Genomic DNA, 23,434 nt, shown 5'->3' on the forward strand with positions numbered 1-23,434 from the left:
ACTGATCAAAAGCTAAAAAATGAATTTATTAATATTCCTTCATAAAAATTTAATCAGTTTCTAATACAAGCTATATTTTAACATTTGAACAAGACAAGTAAAGAAGATAATATTACCAGACTATATTTAATTATTTACTACTAGTCTTTAATTGATTAATTTGCTGGGATATTTTAGAAGCCTCGTTCGCTTGAGTCTGAGATGTTACCTTTAACTCATTTATTCTGGTTTGGTATTCATTAGCCTGGGCTCTATATTTATTTATTTTTTCATCTAATTTTACTTTATCTAAAGTTTTCTGTATAAGCTCTTTATTCACAGCAATAGCACTACTATTATTTGGATCTTTAAATTGTGAATATGCTGCTTTTAAATCGTTGATATCAGAAGTTAAAGCATCTGAATGTTTTTGTAGAGCATCAGCTTCTTTTCTATAAGCAACTATTTTAGCGCTATACTCCTCTATTCTAGCTAAATTTTGTGAAGCTTGGTACGTTAATTTCTTTTGAGTTTGTTGTAGCTGCTGCATTTGTTTATGCGCACTTGAAGCACAAGATGTTAATATAGCTGCTACGGCAAATATTATTGATATTGATACAATTTTTTTCATAATGCTATAGTCCAATAAAATAACAATGTAGTTACATCATAGCAAAATATAAAGTAAAAATATATAAGTACAAAATGTCTTGAAATTTGTAAGAAAATTAAAGAAATTTGTTGAAAAATATTAAACTGTTATTGAATCTGTAGCAATTACATTCTTATCAAACAGAACATTTGCCGTCCATGTACCATGACAGTATGTCTTACCTTGTTTGATTTCAACAGATGCCCAAGTCTTATCTTTCTTATCGCTATACTTAGTAATTGGGAAACTAGTATCATAACACTTAGTATCTTTAGGAGCTTCCCATTGTAATTTAACACTGCCTTGAGGATTATTGTTATATGTAGTATATATTGTAGCAATAATTTGATCTTGGCTATTTTTCTTAAGACTAACTGAAGCTGTCGGTGCAGTTGTACCAGACGCAGTAGTTGTTGCTTCTTGTGTTTTAGCTTGTTGACCTTGAGAGTCTTTTGCATCTTTACTATCAAAGCCTAAAGTCGAACAACTTGCTAGCCCTATAACAGCTAAAGAAATTGCACTTAATTTAACTATATTTTTCATAATCCACGCTCCTGAAAAGTAATTTTATATCATTTAACATTCACTTTGATTATATCAATAATTTTTTAAAAAACACAAATTATTTACTAAATAATTATACAGCTAACATTACGATTTTCATTTACTAACAAATTATATGTTTTACATGCTACATCACTTGCCATGAAATCAACACTCTTACCATTTTTGGCTAGCTCACTTATTATTTCAACTGGAGGGATAATTTGTGTTTTACCGGTTCCAATAATCACAATCTCTGGATCATTTTTAAGAATAAGTTGTAAGTGACTTTTTTGTATATCTTTAACATCAGTTATCTTTTCTTTATAATCAAGAACTTCTATGGCAGATAAAATAAGAGGATAATCATATTCACCAATATTTAACCTGAACTTACCATCGATATATTCTTTAAAAAATACTGGTGCAGTTATTTTTTCTTCTTGTAAACTCATCATAGCAAAAAAACCTTGATTATAATAATATAGTTATCATATATAAAATTATAACTTATCAATATTATATCTAAACAATATTTTAAGGTGATTATGAATTCAATAACTCAAAATACCAATTTACCTAATCTTTCACAATTTAAAGTAGATGAAGTAAAACCTGCGATAGACTCTTTATTAGAAATAGCAGATAAAAACTTAAAACAAGCTTTAGAGACTAAGAATCCAAGCTGGAACACATTATTAAATTTAGAAGAAAATGATGAAAAAATTACTCAAGCGTTTTCTTCTATTTCGCACATGAATGCTGTTTGTAATACTAAAGAGCTTCGTGAAGGTTATGAATATGCCATAGCTAAGCTTACAGAATTTTATACAAAAGTAGGTCAGAATAAGGAGTTATACAACTTATACAAACAAGTTCAAAAACATGACCTTAATAAAGAACAAGCTCAAGCAGTGCGTAAAGCTATAGTTAGTTTTGAGCAATCAGGTGTAAATCTTGATGAGTCTAAAAGAAAACGTCTACAAGAAATATCTCAAGAGTTAGCACAACTAAGTTCAAAGTTTGAAAATAATGTTTTAGATGCAACAATGGATTGGATATATTCTACAAGTGATGAAAAAGAGCTTAAAGGTTTATCCAACAACACTATTGAAGCTGCAAAAGCTAAAGCAAAACAAAAAGATTTATCAGATGAGTTTGCTCTTGGTATTGATATCCCAACATATCTTGCCGTTTTACAACAAGCAGATAACAGATCTCTAAGAGAAAAATTCTATAAAGCATATTGTACAAGGGCATCAAAAGAAGCAGACAATAAGGACTTTGACAATGATGAGATAATAGAGCAAATACTCAAACTACGCATTGAAAAATCTGAAATATTAGGCTTTAAAAACTATGCTGAGAACTCTCTTTTCACAAAAATGGCAGAGACTCCAGAGCAAGTATTAGAGCTTCTAAATAATCTTTTAGAAAAATCTACTCCTCAAGCAAAAAAAGATCTTAACGAACTACGTAGATTTGCTGAAGATGCTGGCTTAGTTGATGGGCTACAACCTTGGGATACAGCTTATTATTCTGAAAAACTGAAAAAAGCTAAGTTTGATTTTACAGAGGAGGAGCTAAGAGAATATTTTCCTCTAGAAAAAGTTCAACAAGGTTTATTTACTATACTTAATAAAATATATGGTTTAAAAATACGCGAAAATACAGAATATGCAAAATATATAGATGAGCAACAAACTTTTGATTTTTATAAAAATGATGAATATATTGGCAGTATAATTTGTGATCTTTTTGCTAGAGATAATAAGCGTGGCGGTGCATGGATGGATGGATCACGTACTGCATTTATCAACTCAGCCAACCAAGAGCAAAAGCCTGTTGCTTATGTTAACTGTAATTTTCTTGCTCCATCAAAAGATGGTGCTAACTTAACTCATAACGATGTTGTTACACTTTTTCACGAATTTGGTCATGCTTTACACCATATATTATCCCAAGTTAGCATACCATCTATCTCTGGTACAAATGGTGTTGAATGGGATACTATCGAACTACCAAGTCAATTTATGGAGAATTTCTGCTGGAGTGAAGAAGGTCTAGAGTTAATGTCTGGCTCTCGTGATGGTAAAGAGTTAACTAAAAAGCAAATATATAAGCTTGTTGGCACAAGAGAATTTCATGCAGCTTTAATGATGATTAGACAGCTTGAATTTGCAATCTTTGATATGAATATTCACTATAAAAAACTAACAACAGTAGCAGATATCCAAAGCGAGTTAGATAGTGTAAGAGAAAAAATAAACCTAATAAAAACTCCTAGCTATAATAAATTCCAAAATGGTTTTTCACATATTTTTGCTGGAGGCTATGCAGCAGGATACTATAGCTATAAATGGGCAGAGATATTATCTTCAGATGTTTTCTCTCGTTTTGAGCAAGAAGGAGTTCTTAGTGATAAAGTCGGCCAAGATTTACTTCAAAACATTATTTCAAAAGGATCTTCACGTGATGCTATGGATAATTTTGTAGCATTTAGGGGTCGTAAGCCTAGTGAAGAGGCACTACTTAGACATAGTGGAATTAGATAAATTATAATTTTTTGTCATCCTGAACTCGTTTTAGGATTTCAATTATTACTTTCATAATAAAACAAATATGCAAACAACAAAAATAGGCAACAAAGCAGAATTACAGGCTTGTAAATTCTTAAACTCTCAAGGGTTAAAAATTATAGATCAAAACTTCAAAGCCCTACCATATGGTGAAATAGATATTATTGCTCTAGATAAAGATATTTTGATTTTTGTTGAGGTTAAATACCGTAGTAAAACTAAATTTGCCAAAGCTGAAGAGATGCTTACCTATAGTAAACAACAAAAACTTATAAATGCAGCAAATATCTTCTTACAGCAAAATCCTAATTATGAAAACCATGAATGTCGCTTAGACTTAATTGCCATAAATGAAAATGATATTAACTGGATTAAAAATGCTTTTGGAGTAATGTAAAGCTTACAAACCACTACAAAGATCTGTAAAGCTACCTGTTACAAAAGAGGCCTTTTCACTTAACAGCCATAAAATAGCTTCAGCAACCTCTTCAGGTTTACCTCCTCGATTCATCGGTAAAGTTTTAGCAATCCTATTAACTCTATCAGGTTCACCACCATCCGCATGAATATCTGTATAGATAAATCCTGGTCTGACACAATTCACACGTATACCATCTGCAGCAACTTCTTTAGCAAGTCCAGTTGTTAGAGTATCAATAGCACCCTTAGAAGCTGCGTAATCAACATATTCAAATGGAGCGCCTTTTCTAGAGGCTCCAGATGAGATATTTACTATTGCACCACCTTTAGCCTTAGACATCCTAACTATCGCTTCCTTACAACAGTAAAAATGACTCATAATATTTGTATTAATAACTGTTTTAATACGCTCTCCACTCATCTGCATTAATGACATTTTAGTTTTTAAAATACCAACATTATTTACTAAATGAGTAATAGTTCCCATTTCACTATCAATTATTTTAAATAGTTTTGAAACTTCTTTCTCATTAGAAACATCAGCTTGTATAGCAATACATTTAGCACCGATTTTTAAAATTTCATCTCTAACTTTAAAAGCTGAAGCCTCATCATTTAAGTAATTAACACATACAGAATATCCTTCTCTTGCAGCTTGAATTGCTGTAGCAGCCCCCAATACCTCTACTTGAGCCAGTAATTAGTAAAACTTTATTGTTCATACTATTAATGAATTTTTCTATGATTAATAAAAGAATATACATTCAATTAGGTTTTTGAAATACATTAATACGAAATAGGTTTTAAATATAGCACTATAACTATATAGTTTATTAAAAGTAACTTTTGATTAAAGTTCTTCAGAAAGAGCTATTAACTTCTTAGCCTGTAAAAGCTGATACTCATCAGTTTCATCATTAAGATTAAGGTTTAAATGCCCTACTTTACGCCCTTTTCTAGGCTCTTTATTATAATTATGGATTTTAACTCTATCTAATGAAGATAAATCTTTTGTCGATGGCATACCACCTATACAATTTAGCATCACCGTTTTTCTACTTGTAGTGTCACCTAGAATTAATCCAGTTATAGCTCTAATATGGTTTTCAAATTGTGATGTAACTGCACCATCTATACTCCAGTGGCCACTATTATGCACTCTAGGAGCTATTTCATTGACAATCAACTCATCACCTTTGACAAAGAACTCTATTGCAAGCGTACCAACATAGCCAAATTCTTTAACTAATGTTTTTGCAACTTGCTGAGCTTTAGCTTGTAAAACATCATTTTCAAAAGGTGCTTCTGACTCAATTATTATTCCTTGCTTATGAATATTTTTAGCTAATGGATAAAATGCAACATTACCCTTAATATCAGCTGTACATATTTGAGAAACTTCATAATCAAAATTAACAAAGGCCTCATATATAAGACCATCTGGTGCATCTTTTAAAGCATTCCAAGCTTTGGCAATATCATCTTGTGATTTAATTACAAACTGACCTTTACCATCATAACCAAATCTACGTGTTTTGACTATTGCTGGTAACCCATGTTCTTTAACAGCACTTTCAAGCTTCTCTAAACTATCAATATTAACAAACTTTGCCGTCTCAATACCATGATCACGCATAAATGATTTTTCAAACAAACGATCTTGTGAAATTGCTATAGCTTTAGCAGATGGGTAAACATTTACCTCATGATTAACTGCTTTTATAAGCTCATGAGATATATTTTCATTTTCAAAAGTTATTACATCAAATTGTTTAGCCCAATTTACAACATCATTAACTTTATTTAAGTCTATATCTGTAACACTTTTTACAACTTCTTCGGCACAATCACCTAGCTTACCTAAACAATGAAACTCTAGTCCAAGAGGTGTACCGGCAATAATTAACATTCTAGCAAGCTGGCCTGCTCCAATAATACCTAATTTCATATTTACTGCTCTCTAGGATCTGGATTTTCTAAAACAGCTTTAGTTTGATCTGCTCTAAACTTCTCAAGTGCTTGTCCTATCTTAAGATTTGTATGTTGTAAAATACTCGCTGCAAAAAGTGCTGCATTTTTACTACCTGCCACACCTATTGCAAAAGTAGCAACTGGAATACCAGCTGGCATTTGCACTATAGATAACAAACTATCTTTACCACTTAATGTACTAGATTTAACAGGAACTCCTAATACTGGTAGATCAGTTTTTGCAGCAACCATACCTGGCAAATGAGCAGCTCCTCCAGCTCCCGCTATTATAACCTTAAGTCCTCTTTGTTTAGCAGTTTCAGCATAGCTAAACATTTTATCCGGAGTTCTATGTGCAGATACCACTTCACATTCATAGCTTATGCCCAAGCTATCTAAGATATCACAGCACTCTTTCATTGTACTCCAATCAGATTTAGAGCCCATTATCACACCAACATCTATACTCATTGATTATATCTCCACCTTATAGTCACCTACTTGATAGTGACATACTATTTTATTTTTTCCAGTTTTTAATAACCTCAACCCAAGCTTTACTCTCTAAATCCTGTACCTTAACTTTTAAACTTTCAGCAGTTTCATCATCACTAACATCACACTTAAGCTGTAAAATAGTATCTCCCGCATCAACTTCTTCTGTGACTTGATGGATTGTACAACCTGAAACATTATCGCCAGCATTAATCACAGATTGATGCACATCAAGATCCATTAATCCTGCATGTTTTGGTAAAAGTGAAGGATGAATGTTTAAAATTTTATTTTTAAAACTATTTATAAAAACAGTACTTAAAATACGCATGAAACCAATCAATAAAATCAAATCTGGATTATATTTTTCAACTTCTCTGACAAGTGTCTTATCGTACTCTTCTCGGTCTAATCCATTAGCACTTATAAATTTATTTGGAATATTATAATTTTCAGCTCTTTCTAATATGTATGCGGATTTCCTGTTTGAAATAACAGCATCTATACTAGCATCTACTTCTTTTGCTGATATGGCTTCAATTATAGCCTGCATATTAGTGCCCCGCGTCGAACCTAATATTACAAGTTTTAGTTTAGCCACAACTTATAGCTCCTGATACTTATCGCCACGTAATAAATTCATATGACTTATGCGTTTATTAATAAGCTCTTTTGTGCCGATATCTGGACGATGATACATTTTCCCATAAATATTCTTTACTGCATTTTCAGCTTTTTGCTCAGCTTCTACGATAGTATCTCCTAAACCAAGTACTGCTATTGCCCTTGACCCTGTACCAATCAACTTACCATCTTTATAATCAACCGCTCCAAGAAAAAGCTCAACATCATCTGGACACTGTGAAATATCAATCTCAAAGTTTTTAACAGATTGATTCGGATATCCCAGTGGCACTAAATACTTACACACACTCGCTTGTTTTTTAAAGCTCGAATTTACTTTATCAAGAGTTCCTTTTGTTATTGCTTCTGCAATCTCAACAAAGTCAGTCTCAAGTAAAGTTAATAAGTTCATTGCTTCAGGATCACCAAAACGAGCATTATACTCAATAACTTTAGTATCATCCTTAGTAGCCATAAAACCACCATATAAAATACCTTGATATGGTTCACCAAACTTCTCTTCTAACGCATGCACAACTTTTTCATTAATTTCTTTAGCTCTTTGAATATCTTTATCTGATAAAAATGGTAGACTATGGTTTGCATCAGAATACGTTCCCATACCACCTGTATTTGGACCTTTATCTCCCTCATGAGCTCTTTTATGATCTTGCACAGCTGGCATATGAATAAAATTTTTACCATCAGTAAATGATATTAAAGAAAACTCTTGTCCAACTAGCTTCTCTTCTATGACAAACTCTTGTCCTGCATCTACTAATGATTGACAATGTTTGATAGCCTCAGACATGCTGTGTAAATGATCGCCCCATACAAGTACACCTTTACCACCACAAAGACCATCTGCCTTAATTACAAATTGTTTAGCATATTTCTTTAATGTTTCCTCAACGCCATCCATTGAGTTAAACTTCTTAAAGAATGGATTAGCATCAATTTTATAATCACGGATTAAATCTCTAGTAAAACCTTTAGATGTCTCTAATTGAGCTAATTTTTTTGTTGGTCCAACTACACCTATACCTTCTGCTTTTAGAGTGTCGGCAAGACCAACTTCTAAAGGAGCTTCTGGACCAATTATTACTATATTTATATTTTGTGCTTTTGCATACTCTAAAACGGCATTACAATCACAAATATTAGCAACCTTATAGCCTTGTGCTATTTTATCAATACCAGGATTCACCGCACCACTAACACAATAAAGTTTATTTTCAATAGAGCTCTTCTTAACAGCTTCAGCAATAGCATGCTCTCTACTACCTGAACCAACTAGAAGAATATTCATTTGTTTCTCCGTATTTAAATAATTTGTAACATTCTCAGCTATACGCTGATTTATATTTTCTAATTCTCTTGGTAACTCAAACTCCTGTCCAGTTATCATCTCAAAAAGCGTTATATACTTTTGTGATAGCTCAACAACTAGATCTTCAGGTGCTTCAGGCAAAACCTCATCATTATATGGATCACAATTTTTGGCAAACCAAAGTCTAAAGAACTCTTTATCAATATTCTCAGGCTCTAAACCTTTCTCGACTCTATCAATATAACTGCTTTCTAACCAGAATCTTGAACTATCAGGAGTATGTATTTCATCAATTAAAATAATTTCACCAGTCTTCTCATCAATACCGAACTCATATTTAGTATCAGCTAATATTAATCCATGCTCTAATGCTTTTTGTTGCCCAAATTCAAAAAGTTCTAATGCCTTTTGTGAAGCAAAATCCCATTGTTCCTGGGTTAACCAACCTTCTTTGACAATATCTTGTGCTGAAATTGGGCGATCATGATCTTGCTCTTTGGTAGTTGGAGTTAAGATATTTTGTGGCAGTTTTTGGTTTTTGACTAAACCTTCAGGCAAAATATTGCCACAATAATCACGACTACCATCTTTATAATGAGTCCATAAAGAAGTAGATGTTGAACCTGTTATATAACCTCTAACTACAAATTCAATAGGTAATACCTTTGCTTTTCTAGCAATAACAACATTTGGATCTGGTGATTCTATAAAATGGCTTTTGACAATATGAGCAGTTTCTTTAAACCACCATACTGATGATTGCGCAAGTATCTGCCCTTTAAAAGGAATAAACCCTAAAGATCTATCAAATGCAGACTGTCTATCTGTAGATATCAAGATACTTTTATCATCAGTAAAGTACATATCTCTGACTTTACCAGTGTATTTATCTTTGATATCAAGGTCTGTTGATTTTAAAACATTTTTTATATTATTTGTGATAATTTGTTTATCAATCATTAGATGATTTCCACCTTACCTGAATTTGTAATTTTACCTATTTGATATAACTTAGTATTAGTATGTTTTTCAGCAAGCTGTTGCATTTTTTCGTATTGATCATTGCTAGCAATGATAGTCATACCTATACCCATATTAAATGATCTATACATTTCAAACTCACTAATCTCACCTATTCTCTGCATTACCTTAAAAACTGCAGGAGTCATGAAGCTATCTTTAGAAATCTGTGCGCCTAAACCTTCTGGTAACACACGTGGAATATTCTCAATAAAACCACCACCTGTAATATGTGCCATACCTTTAATCTCAACACCATTATCTAAAAAGTCATGGACAATATTTGTATAGTTAATATGAGGCTCAAGTAAAACATCACCTATTGTTTTACCTTCAAACTCAAGATATGTATCTGTATGCTTATTACCAGCCACATCAAAAAATAATTTACGTGCAAAAGAATAGCCATTTGTATGAAGGCCTGATGAGCTTAGTCCAAGTACGACATCTCCTTCTTTAATATTTTCACCATTAATAACCCTATCTTTATCAACCACTCCAGTAATAACACCCACCATATCAATTTCACCAGCTTGGTATACCCCAGGCATTTCTGCAGTCTCTCCTCCTACTAAAGACACGCCACACTCTGCACAAGCTTTTGACATCCCTTTAACAAGCTCTTCCATGATTTCAGGGTCTAATTTATCATGAGCTACATAATCTAGAAAAGTAATCGGCTTAGCTCCCATGACAACTATATCATTAGTAGCTGCTGAGAAAAGATCATAGCCAAGATTCTCAAATTTACCACACATCACAGCGACTTTAGTCTTTGTACCAACTCCATCAATAGATTGAACTAGAACAGGATCTTCATAGTTATTAATTATATTTTTTAATGAATATAGTGAGCCAAAACTTCCCAAGCCAGTTAAAACATCCTTTGTAAATGTCTTTTTGACATGATTTTTCATTCTTTCTACAGCTTGATTTCCTGCTTCAATATTTACTCCAGCATCTTCATATTTTAGGCTTGCCATTTTATAATTCCTTTTCCATATACTTTTGTCTAGCAATAACAGCAGTCAGACCACCTTTAAAAAGTAGATCAACTAATAATTACTTGGTGAAATTAACCCTCGTTCTGCTCCTTACAACACTGAAATGTATTATATAGAAGCTCTGTAATTGTCATAGGTCCAACACCTCCTGGTACAGGAGTAATAGCGGAAACCTTATCTTTGACATTATCAAAGTCAACATCCCCACGTATTTTACCATCAACATGGTTTATACCAACATCAATCACCACAGCTCCTGGCTTAATCATATCCGCTGTAATAAAGTTATGTTTACCAACTGCAACGATTAGTATATCCGCTTTAGTTGTATGAGATTTAAGGTCTTGTGTAAATCTATGACATGTTGTTACTGTTGCCTTAGCATTTAATAACAGTTGCGAGACTGGCTTACCAACAATGTTACTTGCTCCAACTACTACAGCATAAGCACCTTCAGTTTTTATACCATACTCTCTTAGCATCGTCATAATACCTTTAGGAGTACATGACTCAAGACACTTTTTATCTCTTAACTGGAGCCTACCTACATTTGTAGGATGAAAACCATCTACATCTTTTTCAGGCTTGATGTTATATATAATCTTTTGTTTATCAATATGAGCAGGCAATGGCAGTTGTACAAGAATCCCATTAACACTATCATCATTATTCAACTCATGAATTAGACTTAATAGCTCTTCTTCTGAAGTTGTTCCTGGAAGTGTAATTACATCAGAATCAATACCAACTTTTGCACAAGCCTTTTCTTTAGAGCCAACATACGTCTTACTCGCAGGATCATCACCAACTATAATAGCTACAAGCTTTGGTGTTACCCCCGTTTTATCTTTATATTCTTTTACCTGTTGAGACAGTCTTTGTTTTAGACTTAATGAAAGGGCTTTACCGTCGATTAAAATCATAGTTAATTTTCTAAGATACAAATTAAGATTTATGCCTATATAATAACAAATTTATATGGTCTTTTGATATTTTTTTAAAACTATTTTACGAACTAAAGATACAATAAATTTAGATTTAATTTTACAACATTTTTCTATTTTTCATCCAGTAATATATATAAGTTGTGCTATATAACCCTATAGCTACACCAAATATAACATCACTTGGATAATGAGCAGCGATTATCACTCTACTACCAGCAAATATTACAATCAACACGTACCACATGTATTTCAATCTTGGAAGCATATACATAAATGCTAAAAACATCGCGGCAACAGTTATTGAATGTCCTGATGGCATACTTGCAAAATTATATCCAGGGGCATGAAAGTGCTCAAAATAATGAGAGCCATACTGCAAAAAGAACTTAGGACGAGCCCTACCTATTATCATCTTCAATATCTGTCCAACAATACCACTAATTGCAACTGTAGCAATCATAAATCCTGCATAGACTGATAATTTATTAAACAAAGTCTCAAATCTTTCAGTAACTCTTTTAGGATCACAAACCAGTCTTACAAGAATAATAACTATACAGATTATTAAAATATATTCAGCTTTACCTACATTTGTAATATCTCTAAAAATAGTATCTATAATATGAGGCATAGAATGTTTAATATAGTCCTCAACCGGAGTATCAATATTATAAAAGACAAACACTACAACTAACATTATCGGTATAAAAGTATATTTTAGTTGTAAATATTTGGGAATTTTCTCATCTAAAACTTTCGGTTTTTTGAAAAAACTCTTTAACTGATCAAAATTGTTTTTAATTATTTTTTTCATTATTCTTTATACATAAATTCTGCTGTAAAACAAGTATAACAAAGATTTCTGCCACAAATTACAAAAAATTTCCTTTAAGTTTATTAAATTAATTTAATTATTTTTTTCAAAAATCGCTTGAATGAGTCTTTTTTATCTCTATAATTGAAGTTACCTGATGGTAATGGTGACTTTTCTCCAAACCTTCAGCGAGATGAAAATAAACTATAAGGAAAATATCATGAAAAATTTAAAAGCAAAAACTCAAAAAGGTTTCTCACTGGTTGAGTTAATGGTAGTAATCGCTATTATTGCTATCTTAGCAGCAGTAGCTATCCCTATGTATTCTAACTATACAACTCGTGCTCAATTAGGTTCAAACCTAGCAGCTTTAGGTGGAGCTAAAGCTACTGTAGCTGAGGAAATAGCTAATGATAATGGTGTATTAACTAATGTTAATATGAATGCTGGTACAAATGATCTACCAAGTGGTGCTTCTGTTGCTGCTGGTGTTATTAGCTATCCTTCACCTGATGTTAGTGGTGCGACTATTACTCTTAGCCCAACTGTTGGTTCTGGTGCTATGACTTGGGCTTGTAATATTGCTGGTGTTTCTACTGGTCAAGCTCCTTCTAACTGTACTGTATCGTAGTAGTTATATTAATTAAATATTGAACATATCATTTTAGGTCACATTTAGTGACCTTTTTTATATCTCCTATTTTTTCCAAATATTAATTAAACTTGAATAGACCTTTTTTCATATCTATAATGAATATACCTAGAAAGTCTTCTTTAAACTAATTTCAAGACCTTTCTAAGTTTATGAACAAAGTGTATAAAGGACTATCATATGATGAAAATTAAAGCTAACCAAGGTTTCTCTCTAGTTGAGCTGATGGTAGTGATCGCTATTATTGCTATTTTAGCAGCAATAGCAATCCCCATTTACTCAAACTATAGAGAACGAGCTGCTATCATAGATTCAATATCGATGATAGGAGATATAAAAACACAAATTAGTGAACACTTAAATACTGGAGACAATATTTCTGATATAACATTTACAGACTTACCTACAGGAATCTCCATAATAAATGGTTCAACTTCTGGTGCAACTATTGAGATAAACCTAAGTGAAACTTCTCCTAATATTTTTGATAACGTAAACGATGCTATTCGACTCGTTGGCTCCACAAATAATAATACTATAATACAATGGAGCTGCTCATATAATAATAACGCTTCTGATTTAACAACCACTAATGTACCAAGTAGCTGTGCCAATACATTTAGTAGCTAGTTTAAATATAGGTTATTCTGAACTTAGTTAAACGTAATGATAAAATGCTTCTAGAAAATTTTTATATTTAATGTAATTATATGTATTAATCAAACTTCTACCATAAATAATAGATATCAAGAATTATAAAAACATTATGCTATACTTACAGTTACTCTTTTTATAAATAAAGCCTAGATATGGAAAGCTACAAATCTTATGGGTTCTCACTACTTGAGCTAATAATAGTCATCGCGATATTAGCGATATTAGCTTCTATTGTTATTCCAATATATGGCAATTATAAAACTCGTGCTCTGATTATCTCCAATATCTATGCTAATACAGGACAACTACGTACAGCTATTGCTGATGACCTTAATGCAAAACTAGATATTTCGCAACAGACCTATATATTATCTGAAGGTTATTCTATAATAAATGCAAATACATCAGGAGCAGTAATCCAACTTAACTTAGGAGAGCTTTATCCTGAAACTCAATTTGATAACTCAGACTTAATAAGACTAACAGGACAAATACAAGATAACATTATTACTTGGCAATGCTCTTATAGTGCCGATAGTTCTAATTTAGAAAGTGGTATAATGCCTGACTCATGTATTCAAGAAGCATACTAAATTTTATAACTTTAAAAGCTCTCTAGCATGCTTAAGAGTATTTTCTGAGATATCTACACCTCCCACTATTTTTGCTATCTCAGATACACGCTGATTATAACTAAGTTCTATAATCTCTGATTCTGTTGTATCTTTGAGATATTTTTTATTCACATGTAGATGAGTTTGGCCCTGAGCAGCAACTTGAGGTTGATGTGTAATACATAGGACTTGTAACTTCTCAGAGAGTTTCTTTAAAAGTCGACCGACTATCTCTGCTGTTGCTCCAGATATACCAACATCGACCTCATCAAAAACTAAAGTAGGATATGAACGTTTCTCAGCCGAAACAGCTTGAATCGATAGCCCTATTCTACTTAGCTCACCACCTGATGCTACTTTTTTGACAGGCGCAAGTTCTTCGCCAAGATTAAAATTGATCATAAACTGGCACTCATCAAATCCTTTTGAAGTATTTGTGCTACTTTTTATCACTTTTGCAATAAAGCTACCTTTAGGAATATTCAATGAACGAATATTTTTCTCAACTTGTTTTGAAAACTCTTTTGCTGCTTTATTACGAGCATTACTAAGCTTGGTTGCATACTCAGTATACTTTTGCTCTAAGACCTGTTTTTGTTCTTCCAATTCTCTTAATCTAGAATTTTCATTAGCAAAACTCTCAAGTTCAATTTGTAGTTCCTCAATATACTGGTATAAATAACTTGGCTCTACCTTATGCTTACGTGCAAAATCGTATATTTCACTCATTCTTTGCTCTATTTTTGCAAGCTCTTCAGGGTCTTGCTCTAATGCTTCTAATTTATTTTGAGCCTCTTGGTAAGTTTCTTGAGCATATACTTTTGTTTGAGATATTAGCTCTTGTAGATTGCTGAAAATTGCTCCTTCTAACTTTAAGGACTCTTTTTCAAGTTCACTAAGCATCGCTGTTATATTTGTCTCATCATCATACATTAAATTAGATATAAGATTTAAACTATAACTAACATCATCAACACTGGATAAACTCTTTTGCTTTTGAGATAATTCTTCAAATTCATTTTCACCCAATTCTAAAGAAATAAGCTCTTCTAGTTTATACTCAAGCAATTCTCGCTGACTATTTTGGCTCTCAACTAACTCTTGTAGATCTTTTATTTGATTATTTACTTTTTGTAGCTGATAAAAAGATTCTGAAACAGAAGTTAACAATTGATCATTATTTGCAAAGCTATCTAGCAAACTTAACTGTGATTTCGGATCTAACAAATCTTGATGTGAATTCTGACTATAGATGTTTATTAGTTTGTCTGACACTTTTTTAACATCTGCTGCTTTAACTACACTACCATTTATAAATAAGCGACTTTGTTTTGATTTATTAACAACACGTCTAAAAGTACATTCACTATTCTCATAGTCAATAAAAAGCTCATCTAGAAGCTTCTTAGCTTTTTGATTATCTTTTATACAAAAAGTAGCTGATACTTCTGTGATTTGCTCATCGTGTAAAAACGTCTTTTCAAGTCTTGCTCCAAGTACAAAACTTAAAGCATCAAGTAATATAGACTTCCCAGCACCGGTCTCTCCAGTTAAAACTGTCATACCACTTTTAAAATCAATATCTGTAGATTTTATAATTGCGAAGTTTTTTATAGATAGATGTAACAACATAAGTGATCAGTTATTTTTTATTGAACATAACTAATATATATTCTAGTTTGATTTTATACAAGTTTTGTCAACAAATATAATTTATTAGCCTTTCTTTAATAGATAAAAATATATTATAATTCAATATGTAAAACCCAACAAAATATAGGATCAAGAAAATGCAATTATCAAAAAGAGTACAGGCAATGCAAGCCTCTCCAGTTCGTAAGTTAGTGCCATATTCAATCCAAGCTGAAAAAGAAGGTAAAAAAGTTTATCATCTAAATATTGGTCAACCAGATATTAAAACTCCTCGTGAGTTTATGGATGCTATTAGAGCTTATGATAAAGAAACTATTGCTTACTCAGTAGCAAATGGCGAACCTAGTTTAATAAAAGCGATATCAAAATACTACAAAAGATTTGGTATGGATTTTGCAGAAAATGAAATCTTAATCACAAATGGTGGTTCAGAAGCTCTTATATTTGCAGCAATTGCAACTTGTAATGCAGGTGAAGAAATACTTGTACCAGAACCTTTCTATACAAACTACAATGGTTTTACCACAGCTGTTGATGTAGCTATCAAACCAATCACAACAAAAGCTGAAAATGGTTTCCATCTACCATCAAAAGAAGAAATTCTAGCATGCATTACAGATAAAACTCGTGCAATTATGATTTCTAACCCAGGAAATCCAACTGGGGTTGTTTACACTAAAGAAGAGCTTGAGCTTTTAGCTGAAGTTGCTAAAGAGAAAGATTTATTTATCATTAGTGATGAAGTTTACCGTGAATTTACTTATGATGGACTTACTTGTACTTCTTTTGGTAACATCAAAGGCGTTGAAGATAGAGTAATAATAGTCGATTCAGTTTCTAAGCGTTATAGTGCTTGTGGCGCAAGAATTGGTTCGCTTTGTTCTAAAAATAAGGAGTTCATCACTCAAGTAACAAAACTTTGCCAAACTAGACTATGTGCACCAACTCTTGAGCAAATAGGCTCAGCAGCTCTTTATGAGGTTTCTGAAGAATACCTAAAAGAAGTAAATAAAGAGTACCAAAAAAGAAGAGATGTAACTTTTGAAGCTCTTTCTAAAATGGAAAATGTAATTTGTGAAAAACCAACAGGTGCTTTTTATGTAGTTGCTAAGCTTCCAATTGATGATGCTGAAAAATTTGCTCTATGGCTACTAACTGACTTTGAAGATAACAAAGAAACAGTAATGGTATCGCCAGCAGCTGATTTCTATGCCACAAAAGGACTTGGTAAAGATGAAGTCCGAATTGCATACATCTTAGAAGAAAAATCGCTTAAAAGAGCTCTAGAGCTTCTTGAAAAGGCTATTAAAGCTTATAATAATAAATAATTTATTTTCTAGATTCTACGACCAAATCGTAGAATGACATCATAATATCATGATTTACTTAAATTTCCTGAAACTCTAAATTAAATATAAAAATAATTGTAAAATTTTTAATAAGCAGGTCTAAAAAGTAACAACTGTTCTAATATTATTGTGCATATTTTCAAAGCCTTTATTAATATCTTCAATTTTAATATTTGAAGTAATAAGATTATCAATATCTATACGACCATCCATATACCAATCAACAATCATTGGCACATCAGTTCTACCACGCATACCACCAAAGGCTGAGCCCTTCCAAGTACGCCCTGTCACAAGCTGAAATGGTCTTGTGCTAATTTCTTGACCAGCTCCAGCAACACCTATTATTACACTTTGCCCCCAACCTTTATGAGCACATTCTAAGGCCTGACGCATAACTTTAGTATTTCCAATACACTCAAAGCTATAGTCTGCTCCCCCACCAGTTAGACGAATAAGATGTTGTACCAGATCTTCATCAATCTCATTTGGATTCACAAAATCTGTCATACCATACTTTTCTGCTAACTCTTTTTTATCATTATTAAGATCAACACCTACTATTTGTCCAGCTCCGACAAGTTTAGCTCCTTGGATTACATTTAGGCCAATTCCACCTAAACCAAATACAACAACACTGGATCCAGGCTCAACATTTGCAGTTTTAACAACAGCTCCGACACCAGTGGTTACTCCACAACCGATATAACAAACCTTATCCAAAGGAGCATCTTTACGGATCTTAGCCACAGCTATTTCTGGCAATACAGTATAGTTTGAGAATGTCGAGCAACCCATATAGTGAAATATTTCTTGACCATCTTGTGTAGTGAATCTAGAACTTCCATCTGGCATTAAACCTTTTCCTTGAGTCTCTCGAATTGCCTGACATAAATTAGTTTTTGGATTTAAACAATATTCACACTCCCTACATTCCGGAGTATAGAGAGCAATTACATGATCACCTGGTTTAACAGATGTAACATTTTTACCAACCTCTACGACAACACCAGCCCCTTCATGCCCTAATATTGCTGGGAATAAGCCTTCGGGATCTGCACCAGATAAAGTAAAGACATCTGTATGACAAATACCAGTTGCTTTAATTTCAACCAAAACCTCATTATCTTTAGGTAAAGAAACATTAACCATCTCAATAGTTAATGGCTGGTCTGCTTTGTATGCAACAGCTGCTTTTGATTTTATAGCCATAGAAATACTCCTATTATTAAAATGTAAATATAATAACTATTGTAAATGAAGGAATATAGAATAAATATTTTTTTGGTATTTTTTTAGAAGTTATACCAATCCCAACACAAATTGGTATTAGTCACGCTTGTAGATATCTTCTAAACGCACAATATCATCTTCTCCAAGATAATCACCTACTTGAACTTCAATAATCTGAATATCACTATCTGTAAAGTTCTCTAATCTATGTACAGACTCTTTAGGAATAAATATATGCTCACCAACGCTATACTCTTTAACACTATCATCAACTGTTATAGTTGGCTTACCTGTTACAACAACCCAATGTTCAGCCCTTTTAAAATGCTTTTGTAAAGAAAGCTGTCCTTTAGGCTTTACTGTGATGATTTTAGTTTGGCTTTTTTCTGTAAAATTAATAGTTTGATAAGTCCCCCAAGGACGCTCATAAACTTTACCAACTTGATTGATCTCAGACATTTTAATTCCTATATTTAATTGAATTTTAAATTACAAAATATTATTGAGTAAAATTAAAATAAATTCAAGCATAATAACGCTGTAATTTTTTATTGACAAAGTGAAATCCAGGTCTATAATTCGCTCACCTCATACATGAAGTACATGAGAATACAGAGAAACCATATCAAAGTATTTTTGTATGAGTTTAGTACTAGATTGCAAACGATAATTAGTCGTAAGTAAAGCTAAAAGTACTAAAACACCCAATGATTAAAAAAATAGAAATCTGTATTTTCAGGTACTTTATGTATAACAATTTTGGAGGTAGTGATATGGCATTAGCTAAAACTCTAAAACCTCGCCATATTGAGCTAATAGCTCTAGGCGGTATTATTGGATCTTGTTTCTTTTTAGGAACAGGATATGTTCTTTCAGAAGTCGGTCCTGCAGCTATTTTAGCTTACATTCTAGGTGGTATTATAGTTTACATTGTCACACTATGCTTAGCTGAGTTAACTGCAAACTCTCCAAACCCTGGATCTTTTATTTATTATACATCTAAATATATATCTCCATCTATAGCATGTGGCATGGGTTGGTCCTATTGGCTTAACTGGGTGGTTTATATTCCATCAGAATGTATTGCTGGTGGTATAATTATGCACACCCTCTTACCAGCTACCCCTACCTTTATGTGGGCAACCCTATTTGGTTTATTTATAACTATTATAAACCTTACTAAAGTAAAAGTCTTTGGTGAAATTGAGTTCTGGTTAGCTCTTATAAAAATTATAGCTCTTGGATTATTTAGCTTCGTTGCGATATTAATATTTCTAAATATTATACACAATAATGCAAATACTATTTTAGGAAGCACTTATATAGATGGCAAAGAAGGTTTTTTTCCTAAAGGGAAACTTATACTAATAACAACTATGGTAATATTGCTAGTCAATTTCCAAGGTTCAGAAATTATAGGTCTAGCTACAAGTGAGTCAAATAATGCTGAAAAACAAATGCCTAGAATAGCAAAACATGTAGCCATAAGAATTGTAGGTTTATATGTAATACCTGTTTTTCTACTGACAACAATTTTTCCTTGGCAAAAAATGAATCTAAATAACTCTATTTTTTCATTAGCTCTCGAACATTATCACTTAAATAAATTTGCTTCTCTATTTACATTTGTTGTTTTGATAGCAGCTTTTTCGTGTGCTAACAGCGGTTTTTATGCTGCTGTCCGTTCACTATATAGTTTATCTAAATCAAGGATGGCTCCAAGTATATTTAGAAAATTGAATTCTGCTTCAATACCACATTACTCCGTTTATGTAAGTATAATAGCTATATGGATATTTCTAATATTATCTTTCAAACTATCGGCATCAGCTGCTTTTACTAACTTACTAGCAATGTCAGGTTTTACTTCCACAATTTGCTGGATCTGTATATGCTGGTCACAATATAATTTTAGAAAACAACTAATAAAACAAAAAGTAACTAACAATATGTTGTTTAAGATCCCATTATTCCCGTATATTTCATTATTTGGCATATGGATCCAGGTATTATGTCTAGTTTTAACATTATTCAACAATCAGTTAAGAGGCGCTTTTTATTTTGGAATACCTGCAATGATTGTACCTTGTCTCGTACATTTTTATTTATCAAAAAGGAAAAATACTAGACTAATAACACCTAGTTCTTTAAAAAAGGTATTTTAAGCATATTTTTTAGGTTTTGAGTAATATTAGAGTCTTTATACTGATCTAAACCAATATCCATAGATTTGTAATTTTTTTTAGGTTGTTTTTTATATGTACCTAGAAGCTTATCCCAAAAAACTAAATTAAAACCAAAGTTTGAGTTAGTTTCAGAAAGTATTGTTGAGTGATGCACCATATGAACATTAGGGGTAACTATGAAAAATCTTAAAAAATTATCTAACTTTCTAAAAAGTCTAATATTACCATGATTAAACAAAGCAAGTCCATTTAAAGTAATTTCAAAAATAATTACAGCTAATACTGGGGCTCCAATAAAACATATTACTGTAAACTTTATCAACATAGATAAGATTATTTCAACAGGATGAAAGCGTAACCCCGTAGTAACATCATAATCTAGATCAACGTGATGAACTTTATGAAACCTCCATAATAAAGGTAAATAATGAAATAACACATGTTGAGTATATATTGCAAAATCTAAAACTAAAAAAGCTATAATAATTTTAGACCATAAAGGCATATCTAATATATTGAGTAAGCCAAGACCATAATCATTACAAAGTAAAGCAACTCCAACAGCTGTAGTCGGGAAAATAATTCTAAGTACTAAAGTATTTAAAACTACTAATACTAAATTATTAAACCAACGTTTTTTCTTTGAAATTTTCAACTTCCTCATAGGTGCAATAAGCTCCCATAAAGATACTACTAAGAATATTCCAATAAAAAAACTCAAACGAATCCATGAATCATGATACATATGGCTAATCCGAAATAACCCCGCACCACATTCTATCACCTCCATCCCCAAGAGGCTTAGGGCTATCTGAATAATTATCCGAACCCTCGTGAATCATTAAACTATGCCCTTCTAATTCTTCTAATGAATTTAATCTCGGTGCTAAAATAGGCTTAGTTGCTGTACCATTAGGATTAACCACAAGAACAGGTAAATCTCCTTTATGACCATTTTCATCATATGGACCTAAATGTTTACCACTATTTTGTGGATCCCAATGCCCTCCTGCAGACTTACCATTATTAGCACAACTTGGATTAACATGGATATGCATACCATGAGTACTAGACTTGGGCAAGTTATATAAATGTGGAGTTATTAACATACCTTCTTGCTTACCGTCTTGAATATATGGAGATATTGTAACTGTACCAACTTCTTTATTTGTTTGAGTATCTTTCATATGTACAATCAACTCTCCATCCTGGCTGCGATCATATTGCTTCTCTTTAAAAAGAGAAAATCCTGTTAAAACGACTAAAACCAAACCTATTCCTAATATCTTATAAGATGTATTTATAACCATGTAAGCCTCCAAAATATAAGTAACTACATTAATCATAATACAAATATTTATGGATATAAATCTATGTTGAAGGTTTCCAGTGTAAAAAATTCTTAATACTATAATTCTCAGCAAGTATCTTAGTTATGCTAAAATCAAAACATGAGACCATTATAAAACTTACTTTTTTTTATGAAAAAACTTTTAATTTTATTAATATTTACAATTCCAATACTTGGTTTATCTGAGACACCAAAATGGCAAAACTATAATAAATCTGAGGCTATAAGTAAGCTTAGTAAACTACAGTACTATGTGACTCAAAAGGCAGGTACTGAAAGAGCATTTAATAATAAGTACTGGAACAATCATAAACAAGGGATATATGTCGATGTAGTTTCAGGAGAGCCTCTATTTAGCTCAACAGATAAATATGACTCAGGAACGGGTTGGCCCAGCTTTACAAAACCAATAGATCAATCTTTTATTATTACAAAAAGTGATAATAGCTGGTTTATGAATAGAACGGAAGTTTTATCTAAATATGGTAAGTCTCATTTAGGACACGTATTTGATGATGGTCCTAAACCTTCTGGTAAAAGATACTGTATGAATTCAGCTGCTCTAAAGTTTATACCTAAAGAAAATATGAAAAAAGATGGCTATGGTGCATACCTATACCTTTTTAACAAAAAATTAAAATAAAGATAATATATTTAATAAAAAACTTATATAATGTTAATAAACCACTTACTTAGATTGAGGTTATTATTATCACTAAGGAACTTGTTGGAACAATAATTCTAAACACTGGTTTTTTTGCATACTCAATACAGTATGTCCCCCAAATCATACATAATATGAGACATAGGGAAAGATTATCTAATATAAGTATCTTATCTCAGTTTGCGATTTTTGTTTCTGTTCTATGTGATATTGTAATAACTATAGGATGTGGGTATCAATGGCAATATGCCGTTGTAGCTGTAGTTTACCTATTAGGTGTATGTATTCAGCAAATACAAATTACTTTCTTTTCAAGAAATGTCCCTGAGCAGGCTAATTTTCTTTTTATATTATGCTTTGCAATCGCAATGCTTGCGATGGGTTCAAATTCAGCGATTGTGTATAAAGTTACACAATATATCGGATTTACTATAAGTATCTTTTTTTGGTTTCCTCAAATATATAAAAACTATCAACAAAAAAGAGCTGATGGATATAGCCTAACCTTTATAATTATAGCTTTGATTGGTACTTGCCTATATCTATCAAGCTGTATATTTTTCTCTTGGGATCAGGTATATAAAATTAATGCCGGTTCAATTCTACCAGTAATAATAGTATTACTAATTCAAAAAATATATTATAAAAACCATCGAAAAATTAGTCAGGCCTAAGCAAATATTCATTTTAAGTAAAG

Annotated in this window: 24 protein-coding genes and 1 pseudogene; 9 read left to right on the plus strand and 16 right to left on the minus strand. The window is 32.0% G+C overall.

Annotated elements, in window-relative coordinates; all coding sequences use genetic code 11:
* Positions 1-130: 130 nt before the first annotated feature.
* From F3D62_RS02535 to F3D62_RS02545, 3 genes are all read right to left on the minus strand, one after another.
* Positions 131-610, minus strand: a complete 480-nt coding sequence (locus F3D62_RS02535) for a hypothetical protein (protein ID WP_150466685.1) — start codon at positions 608-610, stop codon at positions 131-133.
* A gap of 120 nt (positions 611-730) precedes the next feature.
* Positions 731-1,174 carry a TUL4 family lipoprotein gene (locus tag F3D62_RS02540; protein WP_150466686.1) on the minus strand — a complete coding sequence of 148 codons (444 nt, stop codon included), beginning with the start codon at positions 1,172-1,174 and terminating at the stop codon, positions 731-733.
* A gap of 86 nt (positions 1,175-1,260) precedes the next feature.
* Complete coding sequence (locus tag F3D62_RS02545) at positions 1,261-1,632, minus strand: Mth938-like domain-containing protein (protein ID WP_150466687.1); 372 nt, start codon at positions 1,630-1,632, stop codon at positions 1,261-1,263.
* A gap of 90 nt (positions 1,633-1,722) precedes the next feature.
* Between F3D62_RS02545 and F3D62_RS02550 the strand changes: the two genes are divergently transcribed.
* Together F3D62_RS02550 and F3D62_RS02555 are read left to right on the plus strand one after the other, a co-directional pair.
* Positions 1,723-3,729, plus strand: a complete 2,007-nt coding sequence (locus F3D62_RS02550; RefSeq protein ID WP_150466688.1) for a M3 family metallopeptidase — start codon at positions 1,723-1,725, stop codon at positions 3,727-3,729.
* Positions 3,730-3,796: 67 nt separating this feature from the next.
* A complete protein-coding gene (locus F3D62_RS02555; RefSeq protein ID WP_150466689.1) occupies positions 3,797-4,150 on the plus strand; it encodes a YraN family protein in 354 nt (117 codons plus the stop codon).
* Positions 4,151-4,153: 3 nt separating this feature from the next.
* On the opposite strand, the pseudogene F3D62_RS02560 reads toward F3D62_RS02555, so the two are convergent.
* From F3D62_RS02560 to lpxE, 8 genes and pseudogenes are all read right to left on the minus strand, one after another.
* Positions 4,154-4,895 (minus strand): annotated as a pseudogene (locus tag F3D62_RS02560) (SDR family oxidoreductase).
* A gap of 128 nt (positions 4,896-5,023) precedes the next feature.
* Positions 5,024-6,121 (minus strand): 5-(carboxyamino)imidazole ribonucleotide synthase, encoded by a 1,098-nt coding sequence (locus F3D62_RS02565; protein ID WP_150466691.1) that lies wholly within the window; start codon positions 6,119-6,121, stop codon positions 5,024-5,026.
* Between the two features lie 2 nt (positions 6,122-6,123).
* Positions 6,124-6,615, minus strand: a complete 492-nt coding sequence (purE, locus tag F3D62_RS02570; RefSeq protein ID WP_150466692.1) for a 5-(carboxyamino)imidazole ribonucleotide mutase — start codon at positions 6,613-6,615, stop codon at positions 6,124-6,126.
* A gap of 49 nt (positions 6,616-6,664) precedes the next feature.
* Positions 6,665-7,240, minus strand: coding sequence for a phosphoribosylglycinamide formyltransferase (purN, locus tag F3D62_RS02575; RefSeq protein ID WP_150466693.1), 576 nt, complete (start codon positions 7,238-7,240; stop codon positions 6,665-6,667).
* A 3-nt stretch (positions 7,241-7,243) separates the two neighbouring features.
* Complete coding sequence (gene purD, locus F3D62_RS02580; RefSeq protein WP_150466694.1) at positions 7,244-9,553, minus strand: phosphoribosylamine--glycine ligase; 2,310 nt, start codon at positions 9,551-9,553, stop codon at positions 7,244-7,246.
* Positions 9,553-10,596: a phosphoribosylformylglycinamidine cyclo-ligase gene (gene purM / locus F3D62_RS02585; RefSeq protein ID WP_150466695.1), complete on the minus strand. Its 1,044-nt coding sequence runs from the start codon at positions 10,594-10,596 to the stop codon at positions 9,553-9,555. Before purM ends, purD begins: the two co-directional genes overlap by 1 nt.
* 92 nt (positions 10,597-10,688) lie before the next feature.
* Entirely contained in the window at positions 10,689-11,540 is an 852-nt protein-coding gene (folD, locus tag F3D62_RS02590) for a bifunctional methylenetetrahydrofolate dehydrogenase/methenyltetrahydrofolate cyclohydrolase FolD (RefSeq protein ID WP_150466696.1), read from the minus strand.
* A gap of 121 nt (positions 11,541-11,661) precedes the next feature.
* Entirely contained in the window at positions 11,662-12,381 is a 720-nt protein-coding gene (gene lpxE / locus F3D62_RS02595; protein ID WP_150466697.1) for a lipid A 1-phosphatase LpxE, read from the minus strand.
* Positions 12,382-12,598: 217 nt separating this feature from the next.
* On the opposite strand from lpxE, the gene F3D62_RS02600 reads away from it, so the two are divergent.
* From F3D62_RS02600 to F3D62_RS02610, 3 genes are all read left to right on the plus strand, one after another.
* Entirely contained in the window at positions 12,599-13,009 is a 411-nt protein-coding gene (locus F3D62_RS02600; RefSeq protein ID WP_150466698.1) for a pilin, read from the plus strand.
* 204 nt (positions 13,010-13,213) lie between these two features.
* Positions 13,214-13,660: a prepilin-type N-terminal cleavage/methylation domain-containing protein gene (locus tag F3D62_RS02605; RefSeq protein WP_150466890.1), complete on the plus strand. Its 447-nt coding sequence runs from the start codon at positions 13,214-13,216 to the stop codon at positions 13,658-13,660.
* A 179-nt stretch (positions 13,661-13,839) separates the two neighbouring features.
* Positions 13,840-14,280, plus strand: coding sequence for a prepilin-type N-terminal cleavage/methylation domain-containing protein (locus F3D62_RS02610; protein WP_150466699.1), 441 nt, complete (start codon positions 13,840-13,842; stop codon positions 14,278-14,280).
* A 3-nt stretch (positions 14,281-14,283) separates the two neighbouring features.
* Here F3D62_RS02610 and recN read toward each other — a convergent pair whose 3' ends face one another.
* The gene (recN, locus tag F3D62_RS02615) at positions 14,284-15,933 is read right to left on the minus strand and encodes a DNA repair protein RecN (protein WP_150466700.1); all 1,650 of its coding nucleotides are present in this window, start codon (positions 15,931-15,933) and stop codon (positions 14,284-14,286) included.
* Positions 15,934-16,091: 158 nt separating this feature from the next.
* Between recN and F3D62_RS02620 the strand changes: the two genes are divergently transcribed.
* Positions 16,092-17,282 carry a pyridoxal phosphate-dependent aminotransferase gene (locus F3D62_RS02620; RefSeq protein ID WP_150466701.1) on the plus strand — a complete coding sequence of 397 codons (1,191 nt, stop codon included), beginning with the start codon at positions 16,092-16,094 and terminating at the stop codon, positions 17,280-17,282.
* Positions 17,283-17,402: 120 nt separating this feature from the next.
* Here F3D62_RS02620 and F3D62_RS02625 read toward each other — a convergent pair whose 3' ends face one another.
* Positions 17,403-18,515, minus strand: a complete 1,113-nt coding sequence (locus tag F3D62_RS02625) for an S-(hydroxymethyl)glutathione dehydrogenase/class III alcohol dehydrogenase (RefSeq protein WP_150466702.1) — start codon at positions 18,513-18,515, stop codon at positions 17,403-17,405.
* Between the two features lie 117 nt (positions 18,516-18,632).
* Positions 18,633-18,995: a phosphomannose isomerase type II C-terminal cupin domain gene (locus tag F3D62_RS02630; protein ID WP_150466703.1), complete on the minus strand. Its 363-nt coding sequence runs from the start codon at positions 18,993-18,995 to the stop codon at positions 18,633-18,635.
* Positions 18,996-19,309: 314 nt separating this feature from the next.
* On the opposite strand from F3D62_RS02630, the gene F3D62_RS02635 reads away from it, so the two are divergent.
* Positions 19,310-20,701: an amino acid permease gene (locus F3D62_RS02635; protein WP_150466891.1), complete on the plus strand. Its 1,392-nt coding sequence runs from the start codon at positions 19,310-19,312 to the stop codon at positions 20,699-20,701.
* On the opposite strand, the gene F3D62_RS02640 is transcribed toward F3D62_RS02635, so the two are convergent.
* Positions 20,676-21,467: a sterol desaturase family protein gene (locus tag F3D62_RS02640; protein WP_150466704.1), complete on the minus strand. Its 792-nt coding sequence runs from the start codon at positions 21,465-21,467 to the stop codon at positions 20,676-20,678. The genes F3D62_RS02635 and F3D62_RS02640 overlap by 26 nt on opposite strands.
* A gap of 4 nt (positions 21,468-21,471) precedes the next feature.
* Entirely contained in the window at positions 21,472-22,032 is a 561-nt protein-coding gene (locus tag F3D62_RS02645) for a superoxide dismutase family protein (protein ID WP_150466705.1), read from the minus strand.
* Positions 22,033-22,203: 171 nt separating this feature from the next.
* Here F3D62_RS02645 and msrB point away from each other — a divergent pair, with 171 nt between their 5' ends.
* Both msrB and F3D62_RS02655 read left to right on the plus strand, forming a co-directional pair.
* Positions 22,204-22,716 carry a peptide-methionine (R)-S-oxide reductase MsrB gene (gene msrB / locus F3D62_RS02650; RefSeq protein WP_150466706.1) on the plus strand — a complete coding sequence of 171 codons (513 nt, stop codon included), beginning with the start codon at positions 22,204-22,206 and terminating at the stop codon, positions 22,714-22,716.
* 125 nt (positions 22,717-22,841) lie between these two features.
* Positions 22,842-23,411 (plus strand): PQ-loop repeat-containing protein, encoded by a 570-nt coding sequence (locus F3D62_RS02655; RefSeq protein ID WP_411961312.1) that lies wholly within the window; start codon positions 22,842-22,844, stop codon positions 23,409-23,411.
* Positions 23,412-23,434 lie beyond the last annotated feature (23 nt).

The organism is Francisella sp. SYW-9 (assembly GCF_008711465.1).
Taxonomy (GTDB): Bacteria; Pseudomonadota; Gammaproteobacteria; order Francisellales; family Francisellaceae; genus Francisella.